The 16,695-nt window shown below is 47.4% G+C and carries 19 protein-coding genes; all 19 read right to left on the bottom strand.

Translation table 11 applies throughout. The features are described from left to right. Positions 1 to 22: 22 nt before the first annotated feature. The 19 genes from CCC17_RS13435 to CCC17_RS14925 all read right to left on the bottom strand — a co-directional run bounded on the left by CCC17_RS13435 (position 23) and on the right by CCC17_RS14925 (position 16,673). Positions 23 to 1,273 (bottom strand): glutamate-5-semialdehyde dehydrogenase, encoded by a 1,251-nt coding sequence (locus CCC17_RS13435; RefSeq protein WP_287083256.1) that lies wholly within the window; start codon positions 1,271 to 1,273, stop codon positions 23 to 25. Positions 1,274 to 1,316: 43 nt separating this feature from the next. Continuing rightward, complete coding sequence (locus CCC17_RS13430) at positions 1,317 to 1,877, bottom strand: 5-formyltetrahydrofolate cyclo-ligase (protein WP_287083255.1); 561 nt, start codon at positions 1,875 to 1,877, stop codon at positions 1,317 to 1,319. Continuing rightward, on the bottom strand, positions 1,855 to 2,076 hold the full coding sequence (locus CCC17_RS13425; RefSeq protein ID WP_044960849.1) for a DUF896 domain-containing protein: 222 nt from the start codon (positions 2,074 to 2,076) through the stop codon (positions 1,855 to 1,857). The genes CCC17_RS13430 and CCC17_RS13425 overlap by 23 nt, the downstream gene beginning before the upstream one ends. A 16-nt stretch (positions 2,077 to 2,092) precedes the next feature. Continuing rightward, positions 2,093 to 2,956 (bottom strand): glutamate 5-kinase, encoded by an 864-nt coding sequence (gene proB, locus CCC17_RS13420; RefSeq protein ID WP_044960851.1) that lies wholly within the window; start codon positions 2,954 to 2,956, stop codon positions 2,093 to 2,095. A gap of 34 nt (positions 2,957 to 2,990) precedes the next feature. Further along, positions 2,991 to 4,040 carry a DUF3048 domain-containing protein gene (locus tag CCC17_RS13415; protein ID WP_021650536.1) on the bottom strand — a complete coding sequence of 350 codons (1,050 nt, stop codon included), beginning with the start codon at positions 4,038 to 4,040 and terminating at the stop codon, positions 2,991 to 2,993. A gap of 63 nt (positions 4,041 to 4,103) precedes the next feature. Continuing rightward, positions 4,104 to 4,598 (bottom strand): rRNA maturation RNase YbeY, encoded by a 495-nt coding sequence (gene ybeY / locus CCC17_RS13410; protein ID WP_186582480.1) that lies wholly within the window; start codon positions 4,596 to 4,598, stop codon positions 4,104 to 4,106. Continuing rightward, positions 4,595 to 5,620 (bottom strand): PhoH family protein, encoded by a 1,026-nt coding sequence (locus CCC17_RS13405; RefSeq protein ID WP_022426778.1) that lies wholly within the window; start codon positions 5,618 to 5,620, stop codon positions 4,595 to 4,597. The genes ybeY and CCC17_RS13405 overlap by 4 nt, the downstream gene beginning before the upstream one ends. Beyond that, positions 5,613 to 6,818 carry a sporulation protein YqfD gene (locus tag CCC17_RS13400; protein WP_287083254.1) on the bottom strand — a complete coding sequence of 402 codons (1,206 nt, stop codon included), beginning with the start codon at positions 6,816 to 6,818 and terminating at the stop codon, positions 5,613 to 5,615. Before CCC17_RS13400 ends, CCC17_RS13405 begins: the two co-directional genes overlap by 8 nt. Then, complete coding sequence (locus CCC17_RS13395) at positions 6,818 to 7,081, bottom strand: YabP/YqfC family sporulation protein (protein ID WP_021650540.1); 264 nt, start codon at positions 7,079 to 7,081, stop codon at positions 6,818 to 6,820. Before CCC17_RS13395 ends, CCC17_RS13400 begins: the two co-directional genes overlap by 1 nt. A gap of 84 nt (positions 7,082 to 7,165) precedes the next feature. Continuing rightward, positions 7,166 to 7,711 carry a DUF2284 domain-containing protein gene (locus CCC17_RS13390; protein WP_287083253.1) on the bottom strand — a complete coding sequence of 182 codons (546 nt, stop codon included), beginning with the start codon at positions 7,709 to 7,711 and terminating at the stop codon, positions 7,166 to 7,168. After that, positions 7,708 to 8,670: a tRNA dihydrouridine synthase gene (locus CCC17_RS13385; protein ID WP_287083252.1), complete on the bottom strand. Its 963-nt coding sequence runs from the start codon at positions 8,668 to 8,670 to the stop codon at positions 7,708 to 7,710. The genes CCC17_RS13390 and CCC17_RS13385 overlap by 4 nt, the downstream gene beginning before the upstream one ends. Then, entirely contained in the window at positions 8,667 to 9,458 is a 792-nt protein-coding gene (locus CCC17_RS13380) for an NYN domain-containing protein (protein WP_022426781.1), read from the bottom strand. The genes CCC17_RS13385 and CCC17_RS13380 overlap by 4 nt, the downstream gene beginning before the upstream one ends. 44 nt (positions 9,459 to 9,502) lie before the next feature. Next, positions 9,503 to 10,723 (bottom strand): L-cysteine desulfidase family protein, encoded by a 1,221-nt coding sequence (locus CCC17_RS13375; protein ID WP_138277745.1) that lies wholly within the window; start codon positions 10,721 to 10,723, stop codon positions 9,503 to 9,505. Positions 10,724 to 10,800: 77 nt separating this feature from the next. Beyond that, on the bottom strand, positions 10,801 to 11,778 hold the full coding sequence (locus CCC17_RS13370; protein WP_287083251.1) for an ABC transporter ATP-binding protein: 978 nt from the start codon (positions 11,776 to 11,778) through the stop codon (positions 10,801 to 10,803). Further along, positions 11,775 to 12,734, bottom strand: coding sequence for an ABC transporter ATP-binding protein (locus CCC17_RS13365; protein ID WP_287083250.1), 960 nt, complete (start codon positions 12,732 to 12,734; stop codon positions 11,775 to 11,777). Before CCC17_RS13365 ends, CCC17_RS13370 begins: the two co-directional genes overlap by 4 nt. Positions 12,735 to 12,749: 15 nt before the next feature. After that, a complete protein-coding gene (locus CCC17_RS13360) occupies positions 12,750 to 13,583 on the bottom strand; it encodes an ABC transporter permease (protein ID WP_021650546.1) in 834 nt (277 codons plus the stop codon). Between the two features lie 13 nt (positions 13,584 to 13,596). Then, positions 13,597 to 14,547, bottom strand: coding sequence for an ABC transporter permease (locus CCC17_RS13355; protein WP_021650547.1), 951 nt, complete (start codon positions 14,545 to 14,547; stop codon positions 13,597 to 13,599). Between the two features lie 98 nt (positions 14,548 to 14,645). Continuing rightward, positions 14,646 to 16,217, bottom strand: coding sequence for an ABC transporter substrate-binding protein (locus CCC17_RS13350; RefSeq protein ID WP_015524832.1), 1,572 nt, complete (start codon positions 16,215 to 16,217; stop codon positions 14,646 to 14,648). A 222-nt stretch (positions 16,218 to 16,439) separates the two neighbouring features. Then, complete coding sequence (locus CCC17_RS14925; protein ID WP_015524831.1) at positions 16,440 to 16,673, bottom strand: hypothetical protein; 234 nt, start codon at positions 16,671 to 16,673, stop codon at positions 16,440 to 16,442. Between the last annotated feature and the right edge of the window lie 22 nt (positions 16,674 to 16,695).

The following is a 16,695-nucleotide window of genomic DNA, read 5'->3' as shown; positions in this document are numbered from 1 at the left end:
AAACCCGCTTTACTTTATTGTGTTACGGACGTACCTGTCCATTACCATAAATGATATACTTGGTGGTGGTCAGTGCAAGGAGTCCCATTGGGCCTCTTGCATGGAGCTTCTGGGTGCTGATTCCGATCTCCGCACCGAATCCAAATTCGTTTCCATCGGTGAATCTGGTAGAAGCGTTCACATAAACTGCCGCTGCATCTACCTCATCCAGGAATTTCTGGGCATGGGTATAATCATTGGTAATGATGGCCTCCGAATGCTTTGTATTATATTTATTGATATGTGCAATGGCTTCCTCCACGGAATCCACTACCTTTACAGAAAGGATATAGTCAAGATATTCCGTTCCCCAGTCCTCTTCTGTTGCAGGAACTGCTCCCGGCATCAGAGCCTTTGCCACTTCATCTGCACGGACCTCCACATGCTTCTCCTTAAGGCGTCCGGCCAATACCGGCAGAAAATCATCCTTCACCTTACGGTTTACAAGAAGGGACTCGCATGCATTGCATACACCCACACGCTGGGTCTTTGCATTGATCACAATATCCGCTGCCATCTGAAGATCTGCAGTCTCGTCCACATAGATATGACAGTTTCCGGTTCCGGTCTCGATGACAGGGATCGTACTCTGGTTTACCACTGCTTTGATCAGTCCTCTTCCGCCACGTGGGATCAGTACATCCACATACCGGTTCAGCTTCATAAATTCCGCAGCCGTTTCTCTGGAGGTATCCTGGATCAGCTGGATAGCATCCTCGGTAATGCTGCAGGCTTTTAATGCCTCACGGATACAGTTAACAATGGCAGTATTGGAATGAATCGCGTCGCTTCCACCCTTCAGGATCACGACATTTCCGGTTTTGAAGCAAAGACCGAATGCATCTGAGGTAACATTGGGACGTGCTTCGTAAATAATGCCGATCACACCTAAGGGAACACGTTTCTGCCCGATCAGAAGTCCGTTGGGACGTTTTTTCATACCGGTAACTTCCCCGATGGGATCTTCAAGACCGGTAAGCTGACGAAGTCCGTCTGCCATTCCTTCGATCCTCTCCGGTGTCAGCATCAGACGGTCGATCAGTCCTTCCGGCATCTGATTCTTTTTGCCGTTTTCCACATCCAGGGCATTGGCCTTCAGAATCTCATCGGTATGAGCGACAAGAGCCTTTGCCACAGCTTCCAGGGTTTTATTTTTGTCATTTGTGGAAAGATTTCGAAGGACTGTCTCCGCATCTTTCGCATTCTGTCCCAGTTTTTCAAGCATTTCATTCATTTCCAAATATTCCTGCCTTTCTTTCTGTCTTTACAGCAATATCTTACTGTGCATCGCGGTATATATTCTCTTCCGTCACAATGACCTGCGGACGGATATCCGTAGGCTCTGTGGGAACCTCCGGAAGGATCTGGAAGGAAAATCCTACTGCAACGCGGCAGACCTCCGGATGTTTTTCCAGAAAGCGATCATAAAAACCGCCGCCATAGCCTACCCGGTTGCAATTCACGTCAAAAGCCACCCCGGGCATGACCATCATGGCTTCTTCCCAGGAAACCGTTTCTCCGTCTTCCTTTGGCTCCGGGATCCCGAAGTAGCCGGATTCCAGCTGACTGAAATCGGTCAGTCTGTAAAATACCATATCCTTTCCGAAAACCTTTGGCACTGCCACTTCCTTGCCGTCTTTCCAGGCCTGCTCGATGATATAGCGTGTGATCACTTCATGGTTATAATCTGCGTATGCCATGATCCGTTCTGCATTCCGGTATTCCGGAAGCTGTGTCAGGGCCTCTGTGATCCGGAGACTGTTTTCCAGGATCCAGGCATCGGTATGTTCTTTTCTGGTTTTGAAAATCTTTTTTCTAATTTCCTTTTTTTCTTCCATATTTTTCTCCAAGATTGGTAATGCTGCCATCCTTTTCTTTGATATCGATATTATTCAGATGCGCACGGAGGTTCCCCTTCACTGCATCCAGATATTCTCTCCGAAGCTTCGCCTGTTCCACCTTTTCTTCCTCGGTAAGACCTACACTTTTCTGTTTATGTGCCAGCGCGTTGATCCTGTCGATCTTGATATTGTCCATCATAATGATACTCTCCTTAAAGCAGTTTTTCGATATAATCAATGAGGAAGAATTCTTCCTTCTTGTTTCCTACAAATAATGTTCCGCAGCTCCTGCCTTCCACGATCCTGTGGATGTTGTGGAAGTCGTTTCCGTTGGCAATGACCATGTCCGCCCCTGCCGCAGTGGCGATGATCGCAGCGGTAAGCTTGGTCGCCATTCCGCCGGTACCAACATTGCTTCCTGTGGAGGATTTGCCAAGCTTACGCATATTGTCATCCATGTTTTCTACAATGTCGATAAACTGTGCATCCGGATTGGAATTGGGATCGTCTGTAAAAAGACCGTCAATATCGGACATGAGGATCAGAAGATCCGCATCGATCAGTGCAGCAACCACGGATGAAAGGGTATCGTTGTCTCCGAATTTTACCAGGTTCTGGAATTCGTAGGAGGATACCGAGTCGTTCTCATTTACAATGGGGATCACCTTTTCTGCCAGAAGCTGCTGGAAGGTATTCTGGGCATTCCTGCGGTTGGTATTGTTGACCATGGTATTCTTGGTCATCAGGATCTGTGCCACCATCTGATTATATTCCCCGAAAAGCTTCTGATAAATGGTCATCAGTCTGGCCTGTCCCACAGCTGCACATGCCTGCTTTTTCTCAAGCTCTGCCGGCTTTCCCTTCATACCCAGTGCAGCTGCACCTACCGCAATGGCTCCGGAGGATACCAGCACTACGTCTTTCCCCTGGTTATGAAGGTCACTGAGCTCTCTGGCCAGGATCTCCAGCTTACGGAAATCCAGTCTTCCTGTTTCTGCGTGGATCAGTGATGATGATCCGATCTTGATAACGATGCGTTTCTTGTCTTTCAGTCGTTCCCTGTAATTTGCGTTCATGTTTTTTGTTTCTCCTGATACCTGTATATTAGTCTTACTGATAAGTAACGGAATCAATCCTGTCATTTTGTACAATCTCCACCCAGGTAGTACCCGGATTCAGGCGGATCTCCTGTTCATTTCCGTCGTAATAATGCGTAATCCCCCATGGAGAATCCTTCTCCCAGCGGATATCAATAGCTTTGCCTCTGGTAATAAACTTGCCCTCGCCGCCGGAAATGGCATCAATATTCAGATAGCCGTTTCCATCGTAGGCCGGGCAGGATGAATACTGAAGGATGATATTGTCGCAGGTAAGCGGTTCATTATCCAGCTGATCCACATGTTCCTTGCCAAACTGGAATCTCTTATATTCCTTTGTCTCCTCATCGTATTCATACCAGGGATGATTGTCAGTAAAATTATCCAGCTTCACAAGGCTGGCTGTGATCCCATCCGGTACAGTCTCTGTACCATCTTCTGCAAAAAGATAATGTCCGGTATATTCTTCTTTATATTCCTGGCTGTATCCCATAGCATCTATGCCTGCCTGAAGATGGCTGGCATCTGTATAGGCATTGTGAGGTGCCTTCCTGTCTGTTGTGCGGAAAAAAGCCAGCTTGCCGATCTGGATCCCGTTAAGGTTATCGATCACATGCTGCTCCAGATAAGGCAGTGCATAGGCAGCCTGTCCGTAGTGAGCATAGATCGCATTAAATTCGTTGGCATAAAAGAGATAATAGTCACGGCAGCTGCGAACGGAACCGATCCGTTCCAGCTCATCGTAATCTTCGAGAATGCCCATAAGACGGGTAATATTACCTTCCACCGGCGCTTCGTAGACAACACCGGCATGTCCGATCCCACTCTGGGGAGCTCCGACACTGTTGTTGCCCATCATCACGGCAACCGGTCTTCTCCGTCCAATGCTCTCCGGAACATTTTCGCCGGTAAGATAGCTCTTTACCTGGGTTTCTTCCTGCTTTTCCTCATTGGGGACAAAGCCTACCAGATCCTGCCCTGCCCCAAAAGCGGGAACAGTCTGGGCAATGCAGATGCATGCAGCTGTGATACCTGCCAGGATACCTGTCTTTTTCATTCTCATATATTACCTCCTTTTCTTAAAGCGGAAGAGTTTTCCGCTTAGCTTTTCCGTGGGACAGCCCGTCTAGCGGTTGATCCCCAGCTCCTTCAGTGCCGCTGCCTGCTTGGCTTCCATGACCTTTGCCTCATCCTCTGTCATATGATCATAGCCCAGAAGATGCAGCATACTGTGTGCCACCAGGAAACAGAATTCCCTTGTCACACTATGTCCGTATTCCTCTGCCTGGGCAAAAACCTTAGGTACAGAGATCATGATATCTCCAAGAAGGAGTTCATCACTGTCCAGATCAAAATAGGACTCATCCTCTTCCACAATGGAATAATCCGCCGGTGTCTCAAAGGGGATCATAGGAAATGACAGCACATCCGTAGGAGCCTGGATATTCCGGAATTCCGTATTTACCCTCTTGATCTCCTCGTTGTCTGTCAGGACAAGATTGACCTGTCCGTCATAGGGACATTTTTCCATTTCAAGAACCTTGTCCGCAACCTGGGATGCAAGGGCAGCATAGTCAATGCCTAACTCCTGATCTGTCTCATATTCGATATTTATGGTCATCTTCTGTACTCCTTATTTTTCACAGCATACCTGTCATCCTTCCTGGATTTGGCAGGCTTCTGTTTTTTTTCATAATCGTCATAGGCCTGTACGATCTGCTGTACAAGTGGATGACGTACAACATCCTTGCTGGTCAGCTGACAGAATCCGATGTCATCGATCTTCTTCAGCACCTTCATCGCCACATCCAGACCAGACGTGGCATCCCTGGGAAGGTCCTTCTGGGATGCATCTCCTGTGATGATCACCTTGGAACCGAAGCCGATCCTGGTCAGAAACATCTTCATCTGGGCAGGTGTGGTATTCTGCGCCTCATCCAGGATGATGAAGGCATTATCCAGTGTACGTCCTCTCATATAGGCAAGAGGGGCAACCTCGATGAGCCCCTTCTCCATGTTTTTGGCAAAGCTGTCTGCGCCCATGATCTGATACAATGCATCATAAAGAGGACGCAGATAGGGATCGACCTTGCTCTGGAGATCGCCAGGAAGGAATCCCAGCTTCTCGCCTGCCTCAATGGCCGGTCTGGTAAGAATGATCCTGGAAACCTCCTCATTGCGAAAAGCAGTTACTGCCATAGCCATGGCAAGATAGGTTTTGCCGGTTCCGGCAGGTCCCACGCCGAACACGATCATCTTCTTACGGATCTGTTCCACATAATCCTTCTGTCCGAGAGTCTTGGGCTTGATGGGTCTGCCCTGTATGGTATTACAGATAAAATCCTTGTCGATCTCCTCCATCACGGAGCCGATCTTCTCCATGGCAAGGGAAAGTGCGTAATTCACATTCTGCTGTGTGATGGTATTGCCTCTGCCCGCAAGTGTGTTCAGTTCCTCCACGATCGCCCTGGCCTGTGTGGCTCCCTCCTGGCTTCCCAGGATCTTAAGAGAACCGTCACGGAAGATCATGGTTACGTTCAGAGTACGTTCGATCAGCTTCAGATGCTCGTCAAACTGTCCAAAAATATTCGCCTGGCGGTCTGCCGGCACATCCACATATAATTCGATAATGCTGCTAGCCATCCTCTGGTGTCCTTTCTTTTGGCTGCGTCTTTTTTTCTGTGGGGGCTTCTCTTCCGGTCCGTTCAATGACGGTAAGAGTGCCTCTGCTGACGCAGTCCTGGTGATTTATTTCTATTTTAACATTATTTTCAGATATTTGAACCCCTTTTTCTATTAATTTTTCTTCATAGGCATAAAGCCTTTGTATGGCCTGTTTTTTTGCGGCATCCTCTGTCAGCTGCTCTTTCTGTACTTCGTACTTCCTGATCGCAGCGATCCCCAGGGTAACAGGAGAACGAAAAATCCCGATACTGAAAAGAGGTTCCCGGCTGACGAGGCGTTCCTCATTTTGTTTCAGAGGAGAGGAAAAGTCCAGAAACCAGCTTCCCAGCTGAAAAAAAAGCCTTGTTTTCTTTTTACCGGACCATACCTTTTTCTCTATGTCCAACGGAAAGGTATCGTAATAGGCAATGGTATGTCGGATGTAAATATCTGCATCTGCCTGAACATATGCATAGCGGATAACCTCCTGACTGTCATCGGTGATGTCCACGATCCCGGAAACCAGTTCCTGGCCTTTTTTTATTTCATCCCCGGCCCTGACAAGAGGAGTTCCCTGCCGTGTGACCATGGAATCGATCACACCGTCCAGAGTTGAAAACAGACTGCAGGATTTTTCTTCCGGCTCTGCTTTTTCTCCGGCAGTTCCCTCCCGGATCTCAAAACGCAAGCCCGTTCCCGAAAATCCGGCAGACACCCAGGTGATCTCCGGAAATTCTCTTCGCAGGGAAGCTGCAAGTGCACTGCAGCTGATCTTCTTTCTGGATACTCCGAAACAGACCCCCTGCTCTTTCAGAAAGCTCATCAGCTGGGGTGTGGGATTTAAAATATTTCCCCGGATCTCAACGTTCCATACTCTGCCTGACAGAAAAAAAAGGAGGCAGAAAACTGCCAAAAACCCCGCGGGGATCATTTTTCTTCTTTTACAGAAAAGCAGAAAAAACAAAGGTCCTCTTTTTTTCAGGATGTGGATATGTACCCCTGTTTTTCTCCGCAGTGGCGAGAGCTGCAGAAAATCCGCTACCTTCATGGTGAGCTGAAGCTCCGTCTCACCGGTGCGGATGATCCTTTTCAGATCCATTTCCCTGCCTCTGCAAAGGTTCACGAACCGCTGACACTGCTGTCCCTTGACAGAAACCCGTACAAAACCTGGGACCATTACTTATTTCCCTCCTCCAGCGTAATGCTTTCGATCTGCCCGCGGATACATAGTTCAAGGGTTGTGTAGCAGGGGATCACAAGGTTTTTCCCACGGATCACAAGTCTGCCGGAAGGTGTCAGTATCAGGATCTCCTCCCTTGTATAGCTCTGGATATTCCGGTAATTTTCGATCACTGCCCGGCGTTTTCCCGTAAGTATCACCTGCACCTCCCGAAATGCCGGTTCCCCGGGAAGTTCCAGAAAAGCTGACATTTTTCTCATTAAAAAAATCCTCCGGCTTTTATCATTAATCTATGCCGGAGGATTTCTTCTTATGTATCTTTCGCTGTATCTGCTTTTTGTCTTTTATCTGCGGATCAGCACCATGGAAAACCAGAGAATGGTATTTCCACCCAGATTGTATTCCATAGCTTCCTTTTCTACGATCTCACTGACTACCACGCCATAGCTTTCCAGGCATGGATGCATATGCTTCGGAAAACGGCATGGTTTTCCGTCCAGATAGGCACAGCGTTCACAGAAGTCACAGGATTCCGTGGAAAGTGTAAAGGTCTCGTAGCCCTCTCCCTCCAGAAAATCACGTACCTTCTCTGTAAGCGCTTCGTGTTCCATTCTTGTGGAAAGCATCTCCTTCATGTTCATGATATCCGATACCTCCGCAACGCTGGAAAAGAAAACTGCTTTCGGATAGCTCCGGATCTTCTTTTCGCATTCTGACAGCTCTCCCACTGCCGGAGGACAGGCCCATGTGCTCCCATAACGTTCACATTCCTGTTTACAGATCGTACGCACACGTGACTGTACTTTAATATCCCCTGTATCCAGCACACGATACTCAAAAATGGGATACTGGGAAATAAATTCATCAAATTTTTCTTTTATACTGTTCATACCTTTAAGATCTCCTGTTCTCCAAAAAGGCTCATAACTGCCGCCTCATAGTCACCAAAATGCTGGGATTTTTTGATCTTTTTCAGATATCTGGCATAATTGGTAAAGCCCGGTGCCATATAACTCCACAATTCCTTCATGCGGAAAAGTACATTTCGTTCTCCTGAAAGATGTTCCTGATAATCCCGGTAAAGACGGTCATGAAACTGCCGCAGCTTTTTCCGGTATTCTTCCCGGTGATCCTCTCTGTCTTCTTTTTGCATAATAGCATCCAGAAGATAGGGCCTTGCGATCAGGCCTCTTCCGTACATGACGCTGTCTGCATCCGGAAATTTCTCCCGGATTTCCTGATAAGCCTCCACTGAAAAAATATCCCCGTTATATCCCAGAGGAACCTTCAGCTTTTCCCTTGCCTCCTCATACAGTCCATATCTGGGAATCCCCTTATAATGATCCTTCAGGAGGCGTGGATGGATGATCAGCTCCTTCAGCGGATATCTGCCGTAGATCTCAAGAAGCCGTTCCCAGTCTTCCTCATAATCCGTTCCCACTCTCGTTTTTATGGAGATCTCCATCCCGGTCTTTTCGAAGATCTCATCCAGAAAACGTTCCAGCTTATCCGGCTCGCCCAGGAAACCGGCCCCCTTTCCCTTGGCTGTGACAGTTCCCGAGGGGCATCCCAGATTGAGATTTACTTCCCTGTGTCCGTATTCATCCCGAAAGATATGCGCTGTTTTCACAAAATCCTCCGCATTGTTGGTCAGGATCTGGGGAATCACCGGAAGATCTCCGTTGGTTTCCGGTGATACCTCTTTGATCTCCTTGCTGCTGAGACGTTTATTGGGCTTGGCAGTGATGAAGGGAGTAAAGTATTTATCCATGGGATAAAAACAGTCATGATATGCATTCCGGTAAACCCAGTTGGTTACGCCCTCCATAGGTGCCAGATAATTCTTCATTGTTTATCCTCCTTCATCCGGAAATAGATCTGCTTTCTCCCTCCGCTTCCTGTGGGGATCCTGCCTGTCTCATAATTTCCCAGAGATTTGATAAAGGGGGTCAGCTTGGAATATCCGTAATTACGCACATCAAAATCCGGAAGTCGTTTCCCAAGCTGATCGCCCAGCTGTCCGGAGGAAAGCCATCCCTCTTCGTCAGAAAATTTCTCGATGATGGCATTAATGGCCTTGCGCACCCGCTTGAGATCTTTGTTCTTCCTGGAGCCGGAGCTGCTCTGTTTACTGCTGTTTCCGGATTTTTTAGCTTCTGCTGCAGTAGCCAGATCTTCCTTCTTCTCTTCCTCCTGTTGGTTGCGATAGAGAAGATCCAGATATTTAAACTGGTTGCATGCGGAAATAAACGGCTTCGGCGTCTTCTCCTCTCCCATACCCAGGACCAGCATTCCGGATTCCCGGAGTCTTGCTGCCAGACGGGTGAAATCACTGTCCGAAGAAACAATACAATATCCATCCACATTTCCGGAATACAGAATATCCATGGCATCAATGATCATCGCCGAATCGGTGGCGTTTTTTCCGGTGGTATAGCTGTACTGCTGGATAGGAATGATGGAATCCTCCAGAAGAACCTTTTTCCAGGAGGAAAGCCGTGCACTGGTCCAGTCTCCATAGATCCGTTTGTAGGTGGCTATGCCGATGTTTGCCACTTCATCCACGATGATCTTGATGTATTTGTCTGATACATTATCTGCATCGATCAGTATTGCAATTCTTAATTCGTTGTCCATAAATCCAACCTTTTCTGTTTAATCTGTGCCGTTTCCGATGTGGATCAATGCTCCAGCATGATCTTGAGGATCTCTCTGTCTGTTTCCTTCATGCCGTCTTTTCCGATCTGTCCCACACAGCTGATGGTCTCTGCGGTTTCTTCCTGGAGAATTCCTGTATAAGGTGCATAAGACTGCCCGTTCATGGCAAGATGATGCGCCAGGAATGCTGCGTCAAGACAGGCTGCGATCTTGGCAGCACAGGAGATCTTGGCCCCATCACAGATGATTCCCGGAATATTGGCAAGGGTATTCTCGATCGTTTTTTTGATCAGGGAAATATCTCCGCCTACCATATAGGTAATGGCGGCTCCGGCTGCACAGGAGGCCGATACCGCCCCGCAGAAGGCAGACAGCTTCCCTATATATTGCTTCTGATAGACTGTGAGGAGATTGGAAAACACCAGGGCCCTGTAGAGGCTGTAATCCGGCAGCTCCATCTCTCTTGCATAGACGATCAGCGGAACAGAGCATGCAATTCCCTGATTTCCGCTTCCGGAATTGATGACAACCGGCATATCACAGCCACCCATACGTGCCTCGGAAGCTGCTGCAGTAAGACTTCTCATTCTGGTGAGCATATCATGAGAATAATTTTCACGGATCACGCGCCCGATACCCAGGCCGTATTTTCCGGTCATTCCCTCATGAGCAATGGCCATATTGCTTCTGATCTGCGCATCCAGAAGTTCCTTTACATCGGAAAGCTCTACGGTATCCGCAAATTCCCGAATATCCTCCAGATTTAACAGGCCGCGGTCCGTCTCTTCCTTTTCTTCCACAGCTTTGTCTGCATCAAGGAGGATTTCCCCGTTTTTGCTGATCCTGGTCACGTTGATATGGTCGTATTTGATCTCCAGGCTGACGGTATCTTCACCGGCATACATTTCGATGATAATGTGAAGGACCACCGGCGTATCCAGAAGCTCTACCTTACAGATATCTGCCTCCAGAAGTTCCCGGCAGCGTGCCCTGCCCTTTTCATCGACTTTGGAAAGAACCTCCATATCCAGAGAAGCATCTCCTGCTACCGCCCCAAGGATCACACCTGCAGGAATTCCCTTTAATCCCCCGGAATTGGGAATGATCACACAACGCACATTTTTGATGATATTTCCGGAACATTTTGCTACGATACGCTCCGGCTCTTTCCCAAGGATCTCTCTTGCTCTTGCCGCACCATAGGCCAGAGCGATCGGTTCTGTACATCCCATAGCCGGGATCATCTCCTCACGGAGGATCGCCAGATAGTTTTTATATATATTTTTGTCCACTTTTTTATTTACCTTCCCGTATTTTATGATTATTTCTTTTCCTGATATTTATGACATGCTACCATATGCCCCGGCTCCACCTGACGAAGTGCCGGGGTTTCCTGTCTGCAGCGTTCCTCACACCACGGACAGCGGTTATGGAAGCGGCAGCCCCCGATAGATCTGGACTGTACTCCGGTATCCGTAACGATCTGATCCAGAGTTTTGACTCTCGGGTCAGGAATCGGAATCGAGGAGATCAGCATTTTTGTATAAGGATGCAGCGGATTGGAATAGAGCTTATCTGCATCTGCGATCTCCATGAGATTTCCAAGATAAAGCACCCCGATCTCATCACAGATCTTCTGGACCACCTGCAGCTGATGGCTGATGAACAGATAGGTCAGCCCGTATTTTTCCTGAAGATCCTGAAGCATCTGGACAATCTGGGCCTGCAGGGAAACATCCAGCGCAGAAATGGGCTCATCGCAGACTACAAATTCCGGCTGTACGGAAAGTGCTCTTGCAATGGAAATCCTCTGACGCTGTCCGCCGGAGAACTCATGAGGATACTTCAGAAGATCCTGCTCTTTGAGGCCAACCACGCGGATCAGTTCTTTTGCACGCTCCTTACGTTCTTTCTGCGTGTACATTTTATGGATCTCCATAGGCTCACAGATGATATCCTGCACTGTATGGCTTGGGTCCAGAGAGGAATAGGGATCCTGAAAAACGGACTGCATTTTTTTGCGGTATGGAAGCAGTTCTTTTTCACCCATGGCTCCGATCTCTGTTCCTTCATAAAAAATCTCACCGCCTGTGGGTTTATGATAACGTAGGATTGCCTTTCCGATGGTAGATTTTCCGCTTCCGGATTCTCCTACCAGACCGAAGGTTTTCCCCTTTTCAATCGAAAAGCTTACCTGATCCACAGCCTTCAGTATGCCCGGCTTAAAGGACAGAAGCTTCGGAGATTTCTGTTTAAAATATACTTTCAGATCTTTTACTTCAATTAAGGGCTTGCTCATCTCTTCTCCTCCCTTCTGTGACAGAATATCCTGTGTCCCTCTGAAGCCTCATAATATTTCGGAAGACAGGCTTCACAGGTTTTGTCCGCATATTTACAGCGATTCAGGAAGGGACACAGATTACCGTTTCCGTCCGAAAGATCTCTCTCCAGAAACTGTTCAAAGGTACCTCCCACCCGCGGCATGCTTGCGATCAGTGCCTGTGTATAGGGATGTCCCGGATGAAGAAAGATCTCTTCTACAGTTCCCTCTTCCACCACGTAGCCACCACACATGACAGCTACCCGTTTACAGGTCTGCGCTACAACGCCCAGATCATGGGTGATCAGGATGATGCTCATATTGTTTTTTTTCTGAAGTTCCAGAAGCAGATGAAGGATCTGCGCCTGGATCGTAACATCCAGGGCTGTGGTGGGCTCATCTGCGATCAGAACCTTCGGATCACTGCTCATGGCCATGGCGATCATCACACGCTGGCGCATACCGCCGGAAAGCTCGTGGGGATAGCTGTTCATAGCCTTTTCCGGGTCTGTGATGCCAACGGCTGTGAGAAGCTCCAGCACCCGGGCCTTTGCTTCTTTTTTGTTCATATTGGTATGGCGCCGGATCAGCTCTACCATCTTATTGCCAACAGTGTAAACCGGATTCAGTGCGGAAAGAGAATCCTGAAAGATCATGGCGATCTCACCACCGCGGATCTCACGGAGCTCTGCTTCATTTTTCTTCAGGATATCTTCTCCCCGGAACAGGATCTCACCACCCATGATCTTACAGTTGGATGGTCCGAGACGGAGAATGGATTTGGTGGTCACGCTTTTTCCACTTCCGGACTCTCCTACAATCCCGAAAAAATCCCCCTCACCGATGGCAAAGCCTGCACCTTTTACTGCCTGTGTCTCTCCAAGGTCTGTAAAGAAAGACACCTTCAGATCTTTTACTTCCAGTAATTTTTCCATATGTAAATGTCCTCCTTACTTGGGCTCGAATACTTTTCTTAATACTTCTCCCAGATAATTGAAGCTGACGACCGTGATCAGGATCAGGATTCCGGGGAAAATAGCCAGATACGGTGCCTGCTGGATATAGCGCTGTGCATTGCTCAGCATACTTCCCCAGGAAGCCGTAGGCGGCTGGATACCCAGGCCGAAAAAGCTCAGTGCAGATTCCATCAGGATGGCATTGGCAATGTTCATGGTTGCAGCCACGATAATGGTAGGCATGATGTTAGGCAGGATATGATGTACAATGGTGGAGAATTTCTTCTGTCCGGAGATCTTTGCATAGATGACATACTCTCTCTCGTTCAGGGAAATGGTCTCGCCACGGACGATCCTGGCAATGTTCATCCAGGTCAGAAAGCCGATAATCAGGACAATGTTCTGAAGTCCCGGTTTCAGGAAGGCATTCATAACGATCATGATCAGGAATGTCGGAAGGCTCATCAGTGCATCCACCAGACGCATCAGCACTGCATCCACCGTTCCTCCCACAAAACCGCTGATGGAACCGATGATCACACCAAGGGCTGTAGAAAGCACCATGGAAAGGAAGCCCACCAGAAGGGATGCTCTTCCTCCGTAAATACAGCGAGCCAGATAATCCCGTCCCATATCATCCGTACCGAAAAGGTGAGCCATGGATGGAGCATTCAGTCGCTCTGTGGCGCTGATGGCATTGGGATCTACCGGATACAAAAAGGCAAAAATGGAGATCAGTGCCAGCAGGATGATCGCTGCTGCACCTACCACTGCAAGTTTATTTGTCTTAAAACCAAGTTTGATATTTTTCCAGATATTTTCTCTCATGTCCCTTTACCTCCTAACATCCTGCTTTGCGGATCCTCGGATCAAAGACAGCATACAGGATATCTGCCAGAAGATTTCCGAGCACCACGAGAAGCGCGGTAAACATGGTGATTCCCATGATCAGGGGATAATCATACTGCATAACAGCGGTCACTGCCAGCTGACCGATTCCCGGCCATGCAAAAACCTGCTCGGTGATAATGGCACCGGAAACCAGAGACTGCAAGCTCATTCCGAGAACTGTGATCATAGGAAGCATGGCATTTTTCAGTACATGCCGGAAAAGGATTCCAGACTCTTTCATTCCGTAAGCCTTCTGCACCATAACATAATCGGAGGACATTTCCGTAATGGTACTGCTTCTTAAATACCGGATGTACTGTGACGCATTTGCAAAGGTCAGAACTGCGCAGGGCATGACCATATGCAGGATCAGATCTCCTAAGGAACGGTTGCCGTCTGAATGCATACCGATACTTGGCAGGATATGGAGATGCACACTGAAGAGATAGATCAGCATGATACCGAACCAGAACGTAGGAATGGAGATACCTACATAACAGAACATGCTGGTGATCTTATCCAGAACACCATTTTTATTCTTTCCGGAATACAGGCCCAGTACAATGGCAATGAGAAAACCAAGCAGCATGCTGGTTCCCATTAGGATCACGGTTGCGGGAAGCCTCTCCAGCATCTGTGTCAGGACCGGTCGGTTATTCATCAGGGAATTTCCGAAATTCCCGTGAAGGATCCTTCCCAGCCACAGAAAGTACTGCTCATAGACAGGCTTTGTAAGTCCCAGGCTTTCTCTCAGGTTCTGGATATATTCTTCACTCATATTTGGTTCCACATAAGTCAGGACAGGATCTCCGGGCGCTGCTTTTGTCAGTGCAAAGCAGAGAACAGAGACAATAAACAGTGTCAGAATACACTGTATCAGACGGTTTACGATCTTCTTCAAAATGTACCTCCTTTATTTTCCCCGAAAACAGGAAATCGGCTGGCGCAAAAACGCGTCAGCCTCTTTCTGTTTCCGGTATTCATCCGCTATAAAATTATTTATTTCTCCAATGTGTAGATCTTGGAATAATCATAATAAATAGTTTTTAACAGACATTCATCAAAGCCTCCGAAATCTTTACTTACCGCATAGAAACCATTGGAATAAGCGATCGGATAGATATACATGTTATCATTGATCGTATTCTGGATCTCCTTATAAATCTCGCCACGTTTTGTCTCATCTGCAGTACTGTTGCCCTCTTCCCACAATGCATCCAGATCTGTATCCTTGATCCTGGAATAGTTGGAACGGCTGACGGAAGAACTCATGTCTGCATAAAGGCTCGGCTCTTCTCCCAGAGTGTAGAAGCTCAGTACCAGATCATAATCTGTACACTCCGTATCCTTTGTCTTATTCTTGAAGGTAGACTCATCTGTAGGAAGAAGATTGATGGTGATTCCTACATTGGCAAGGGCAGACTGTACATACAGAGCCTCACTCTCCATTGTCTTATCTGTGGAGATATACATCAGGTTCAGAGAAAGACTTGTCTTTCCTGCTTCGGAAAGGAGCTCCTGTGCTTTAGCCGGATCATTGTCGTAGGTATTGTCCGGTTTTGTATAGTAGAGTGTATCCGGTGTAAAAATAGAATCTGCAGGCTCTGCATAATCCTCGGAAAGGAAAGCAAACTGACAGAACTCCTCTTTATTCAGTGCGTATGCGATCGCCTGACGTACCTTTACATCCTGAAGATCTTCGTTCAGCTCATTCATGAACATGGCGTTGACACGTCCGGAATTATAGGTATTGATGTTTACGTTATCGTAAGCACTGACGGTATCGTAATCATCTGCGCTGATCAGACGTGCATCCAGATCTCCGCTTGCAAGTGCCGCATTGGCGGAGCTGGAATCCTTTACGATCTTGAAGGTGATGGAATCCAGATTTACATCATCAAAATAGTCATCGAATTTTGTTACTTTATAATACTCTCCGGATTTGTATTCCTCGAACTTAAAAGGACCACTTCCCACCGGTTCATTGTTGAGATCACTTTCTCCGATATTCTCCACGCCGTCATAAATATGCTTCGGAATACAGTAAACCTGGCTCAGTCCACCAAGAAATCCTGCGGAAGATGATCCAAGGGAAATCTTGACTGTAAGGTCATCAACCTTCTCTGCCTCTACTGCCTTGTCATTAACGTATCCGTAAGAAGAATACGGAACATTCTGCTTCTCATCTACCAGCACCTGCATGGTGAATACCACATCATCGGCTGTAATCGGCTGACCGTCATGCCATTTCAGTCCGTCTTTGAGCTTCAGTGTGAATTCGCTGGCATCATCATTGGCTGTTACACTTTCGCAAAGTCCGTTTCCGTAATACATCTCTCCGTTCACGATCTCAAAAAACGGGCTGTACAGTGCCTGCATCATATCGAAGCTTGTCTGATCCACAACATAAAGCGGATTGATGTTCTGCGGATCTGCTGTTTCTGCAATGGTAATATTTCCGCCTTCCGCCTTGGTTCCTTCTGTTTCTGCTGCAAAAGCAGTCATTCCTGACATAACAGTTGTTCCTGCCACTGCAGCTACCAGAAGCGCTGCCAGTACTTTTTTTCTCATTTCCTGTTCCTCCTGTGTTTCAGTGAGTATTCCTCTTTTCCCACCAGTTTAATATGATATAGGTAAAATAATACTATACCATATTACCTTTGTCAAGCTGTCCCTGGCTCTTCAGAGATTTTTTTACTGCATTTCGTTAAAGCTTGTATTTATTCTACATACAGATCACACAGGCGTCAAGATAAATTTTCTGTATCTTGCCTCTGATCTATATATATTTCCTTAATTCGTCATATTTTTGATCCAGTGTCCGTAATTGCACTTCAAAAATGCAGGCACACATTTAAAGATCTGATCTGCATTCAGGCAGCATACCACCACTGCCGGAGATGCCTTAACCACAAATGCCATAAACATGGACAGAGGGATCACGATCCCCCAGGTACTGATCAGGTCCACCTTCATGGAATAGGCAATGCTTCCGCTTCCCCGGATGATACCACCGTTTGTCGGCATCTGATAGGACATTCCTACCATT

The organism is Blautia sp. LMAG:36, assembly GCF_008680535.1.
Lineage (GTDB): Bacteria > Bacillota > Clostridia > Lachnospirales > Lachnospiraceae > Blautia_A > Blautia_A fusiformis.
This window is presented reverse-complemented; position numbering and strand designations above follow the sequence as displayed.

Excerpts from the sequence above, each read along its gene's own strand:
- CCC17_RS13435 (WP_287083256.1), bottom strand. The coding sequence starts at position 1,273 with ATGAATGAAATGCTTGAAAAACTGGGACAGAATGCGAAAGATGCGGAG.
- CCC17_RS13430 (WP_287083255.1), bottom strand. The coding sequence starts at position 1,877 with ATGGAAGAAAAAAAGGAAATTAGAAAAAAGATTTTCAAAACCAGAAAA.
- CCC17_RS13425 (WP_044960849.1), bottom strand. The coding sequence starts at position 2,076 with ATGGACAATATCAAGATCGACAGGATCAACGCGCTGGCACATAAACAG.
- proB (WP_044960851.1), bottom strand. The coding sequence starts at position 2,956 with ATGAACGCAAATTACAGGGAACGACTGAAAGACAAGAAACGCATCGTT.
- CCC17_RS13415 (WP_021650536.1), bottom strand. The coding sequence starts at position 4,040 with ATGAGAATGAAAAAGACAGGTATCCTGGCAGGTATCACAGCTGCATGC.
- ybeY (WP_186582480.1), bottom strand. The coding sequence starts at position 4,598 with ATGACCATAAATATCGAATATGAGACAGATCAGGAGTTAGGCATTGAC.
- CCC17_RS13405 (WP_022426778.1), bottom strand. The coding sequence starts at position 5,620 with ATGGCTAGCAGCATTATCGAATTATATGTGGATGTGCCGGCAGACCGC.
- CCC17_RS13400 (WP_287083254.1), bottom strand. The coding sequence starts at position 6,818 with ATGGTCCCAGGTTTTGTACGGGTTTCTGTCAAGGGACAGCAGTGTCAG.
- CCC17_RS13395 (WP_021650540.1), bottom strand. The coding sequence starts at position 7,081 with ATGAGAAAAATGTCAGCTTTTCTGGAACTTCCCGGGGAACCGGCATTT.
- CCC17_RS13390 (WP_287083253.1), bottom strand. The coding sequence starts at position 7,711 with ATGAACAGTATAAAAGAAAAATTTGATGAATTTATTTCCCAGTATCCC.
- CCC17_RS13385 (WP_287083252.1), bottom strand. The coding sequence starts at position 8,670 with ATGAAGAATTATCTGGCACCTATGGAGGGCGTAACCAACTGGGTTTAC.
- CCC17_RS13380 (WP_022426781.1), bottom strand. The coding sequence starts at position 9,458 with ATGGACAACGAATTAAGAATTGCAATACTGATCGATGCAGATAATGTA.
- CCC17_RS13375 (WP_138277745.1), bottom strand. The coding sequence starts at position 10,723 with ATGATCCCGGCTATGGGATGTACAGAACCGATCGCTCTGGCCTATGGT.
- CCC17_RS13370 (WP_287083251.1), bottom strand. The coding sequence starts at position 11,778 with ATGAGCAAGCCCTTAATTGAAGTAAAAGATCTGAAAGTATATTTTAAA.
- CCC17_RS13365 (WP_287083250.1), bottom strand. The coding sequence starts at position 12,734 with ATGGAAAAATTACTGGAAGTAAAAGATCTGAAGGTGTCTTTCTTTACA.
- CCC17_RS13360 (WP_021650546.1), bottom strand. The coding sequence starts at position 13,583 with ATGAGAGAAAATATCTGGAAAAATATCAAACTTGGTTTTAAGACAAAT.
- CCC17_RS13350 (WP_015524832.1), bottom strand. The coding sequence starts at position 16,217 with ATGAGAAAAAAAGTACTGGCAGCGCTTCTGGTAGCTGCAGTGGCAGGA.
- CCC17_RS14925 (WP_015524831.1), bottom strand. The coding sequence starts at position 16,673 with ATGCCGACAAACGGTGGTATCATCCGGGGAAGCGGAAGCATTGCCTAT.